3 protein-coding genes are annotated in these 3,306 nt (G+C 77.8%); all 3 read left to right on the top strand.

Going from position 1 to position 3,306, the window contains the following annotated elements; genetic code table 11:
- Window positions 1-50 precede the first annotated feature (50 nt).
- The 3 genes from CCN56_RS35570 (at window position 51) to CCN56_RS35560 (ending at window position 3,292) form a co-directional block, all read left to right on the top strand.
- Entirely contained in the window at window positions 51-1,241 is a 1,191-nt protein-coding gene (locus CCN56_RS35570; protein WP_107484276.1) for a DMT family transporter, read from the top strand.
- A gap of 141 nt (window positions 1,242-1,382) precedes the next feature.
- Window positions 1,383-2,396, top strand: a complete 1,014-nt coding sequence (locus CCN56_RS35565; RefSeq protein WP_041132222.1) for an SPFH domain-containing protein — start codon at window positions 1,383-1,385, stop codon at window positions 2,394-2,396.
- Entirely contained in the window at window positions 2,393-3,292 is a 900-nt protein-coding gene (locus CCN56_RS35560; RefSeq protein WP_086831900.1) for an NAD(+)/NADH kinase, read from the top strand. Before CCN56_RS35565 ends, CCN56_RS35560 begins: the two co-directional genes overlap by 4 nt.
- Window positions 3,293-3,306: the final 14 nt, after the last annotated feature.

Genomic DNA, 3,306 nt, shown 5'->3' with positions numbered 1-3,306 from the left:
CCCGTACCCCGCCCGCTCGGTGCGGCACCCCTCCCGGTCGGAGCCCTGCGATGAACCCCGCCGCCGGCACCGCGCTCGCGGTCCTGCTCTCCCTCGTCTCCGCCGCCGGGTACGCGCTCGCCGCCGTCGCCCAGTCCCGGCTCGCCGCCGCCTCCCCCGCCGCTCCCGACGGGCGCGGCGCGCTGCGCGCCCTGCTCGCGCGCGGGCAGTGGTGGTGGTCGGTCGGCCTCAACGCCGCCGGAGCCCTCGCCCACGTGGCCGCCCTGCACTACGGGCCGCTGACGCTGGTGCAGCCGCTCGGCGCGCTGACCCTCGTGGCGGCGCTGCCGCTGGGCGCGTACTACGCACGGCGCCGGGTGACCCGTACCGAATGGCGCGGAGCCCTGTGGACCCTGGGCGGGCTCGTCGGACTCGTGGCGGTGACCGGGCCCACGGCCCCCGGCGAGGCGCTCAGCCTGCGCGAGTCCCTGATCGTCGCCGCGGCGACCGCGTTCCTCATCGCCGCGCTGGCCTCCGGACGGGTGCACGGGCGCGAGCGGCGCGGGACCGGCGGGCCGGCCGCGAGCGGGCTCGGGCACGCCACGGCGTCCGGGGTCGCCTCGGGCGTCGCCTCCGCACTCACCCAGACCCTGACGGCGGCGCTCGCGCTCGACCTGCCCGGCGCCGAGCCGACCTGGTGGCAGACCGCGCTGCTCGCGGTGCTGATATCCGGCTTCGCCAGCGGTGGCCTGCTGCTGTCCCAGGCCGCCTACCGGGGCGGGCTCGCGGCCCCGCTGGCCGTCGTCAACCTCTCCAACCCGGCGGCCGCCGCGGTCATCGGCGTGGCCCTGCTCGGCGAGACCTTCCGGGCGGGCGCCTGGGGCTGGCTGATCGCGGCGGGCGCGTCGCTGGTCGCGGCGCGGGGCGTGGTCCTGCTGACGAAGGGCGGAGCGGCGACGGCGGAGCCCGCGCCGGTTCCGGTGGCCACGGCGGCAGGCCCGGCGGAGCCCGCGCCGGCTGTCGCTCCTGCGGCGTCGGGCCCGGCGCTCGCGCCGTCGGCCCCGTCGGCCCCGTCGATCTCGTCGGTCTCCTCGGTCTCCTCGGCCCTGTCGCTCCCGTCGGTCCCGTCGGCCGGGGAGGCGCTCCTCGCGGCCGTTCCGGCGCCGCCCCTCGCCCCGGAGTCACGGCCGGGGCCGGCGTCCCGCGCCACCGGCCTCGGCGCACCCGAGAGCGAGCCGGTGCCGGCACCCGTCGCGGGGTGAGCACGGCGGTCACGCCGACCGGCCCGAGGGGGCGACGACCGCACGGTCGTCGCCCCCTCGGTGTACGGGGACCCCAAATTCGTCATCTTGACGACAACTATCCGAACCCCCTATCGTCAACGTGACGACAAGGGGGTTTCCATGGCCGACATCACCCGGCGGGCCGGCTGGCGCCATCTGCGCTCCGCGCCCACCGCCCACATCCGCCACCAGCGCCGCGGCCGGCTCGTGCACGACGGCGAGGGGCTGAGCTTCTGGTTCCGGCCGCTGACCGCCGCGCTCTCCGAGGTGCCGGTGAACGACCGCGAGCTCGCGATGGCCTTCCACGCCCGCACCGCCGACTTCCAGGACGTGAGCGTGCAGTCCACCGTCACGTACCGGATCGGCGACCCGGGCGCGGCGGCGACCCGGCTCGACTTCTCCATCGACCCGGACACGGGCGCGTGGCGCGGCACCCCGCTGGAGCAGCTCGCCACCCTCCTCACCGAGACCGCCCAGCAGCACGCCCTCGACGTCCTCGCCCGCACCACGCTCGCCGCCGCGCTCGTCGACGGCGTGGCGGCGGTGCGGGACCGCATCGCGGCCGGGCTCGCCGCCGAGCCGCGCCTGCCGGACACCGGCATCGAGGTCGTCGCGGTCCGGGTCGTCGCGATCCGCCCCGAGCCGGAGGTCGAGCGCGCCCTGCGGACCCCCGCGCGGGAGCAGATCCAGCAGGAGGCCGACCGGGCGACGTACGAGCGCCGCGCGGTCGCCGTCGAGCGGGAGCGCGCCATCGCCGAGAACGAGCTCGCCAGCAAGATCGAGCTCGCCCGGCAGGAGGAGCGGCTCGTCGAGCAGCGCGGCACCAACGCCCGCCGCGAGGCCGAGGAGAACGCGGCCGCCGACGCGGTACGGGCCGAGGCCGAGGCCCTGCGGAAGGTCCGGCTCGCGCGGGCCGAGGCGGAGGCGGCACGGGAGGTCGGCGAGGCGCGCGCCGGGGCGCAGTCCGCGTGGCTGCGGGCGCACGCGGAGGCCGACCCGGCGGTCCTGCAGGCCCTGGCCGTGACCCGGGCGGCGGAGAACCTGCCGCGCATCGAGCACCTCACGCTCTCCCCGGACGTGCTGACCGGACTGCTCGCCAAGCTGGGCGGCGGCGAGGGCGGGGCGCGGCCGTGAGCCTCGCGCCGCGCGCGGTGCTCGTGCACCGGACCACGGAGTACGAGGAGCTGCTCGCCCGGCACGGTACGCACGGGCAGGCCGCGTTCTTCCTCGCCGCGCGCGGCCGCTCCGTCGACGCGGTGCGCGAGCGGCACGAGCGGGCCCGGCGGGCGCTCGCCGAGGTGGCGGGCGCGGTTCCGCTGACGTGGCGCCAGACGCGGGTCGAGCGCGCCGATCTGGACCGGTTCCTGTTCGGGCCCGAGGACGTCGTGGTCGTGGTGGGGCAGGACGGTCTCGTCGCCAACGCGGCGAAGTACCTGACGGGGCAGCCCGTCATCGGCATCGACGCCGACCCCGGGCGCAACCCGGGCGTCCTGGTCCGGCACCGGCCGGACCGGGCGCGGCGTCTCCTTCCGTACGCGGCGGGGGCCGGGGCGGCGGTCGACGAGCTGACGATGGTCGAGGCCGTCACCGACGACGCGCAACGGCTCCTGGCGCTGAACGAGATCTATGTCGGTCCGCCGGGCCACCAGACGGCCCGCTACTCCCTCGCGCTCGACGGCACGGACGTCCCGCCCGAGGCCCAGGCCTCCTCGGGCGTCCTGGTCGGCACCGGGACGGGGGCCACGGGCTGGCTCCGCTCCCTGTGGGAGCAGCGCTCCAGCACGCTCGCCCTGCCCGCGCCCTCGGACGCGCGGCTCGCCTGGTTCGTCCGCGAGGCCTGGCCGTCGCCGACGACCGGCACCACCCGCGTGGAGGGCCTCCTCGAGGCGGGCCGGGGCCTGCGGCTCACCGTCGAGTCGGACCGGCTGGTCGCCTTCGGCGACGGCGTCGAGTCGGACGCCCTGGAACTGACCTGGGGCCAGACGATCCACCTGGCGGTGGCGGGCTCCCGCCTACGACTGGTCCACTGAACGCCCGCCACCGC

Origin of the sequence: Streptomyces sp. NRRL B-24572, from assembly GCF_002156145.1 — a bacterium.
GTDB lineage: Bacteria > Actinomycetota > Actinomycetes > Streptomycetales > Streptomycetaceae > Streptomyces > Streptomyces vietnamensis.
This window is presented reverse-complemented; position numbering and strand designations above follow the sequence as displayed.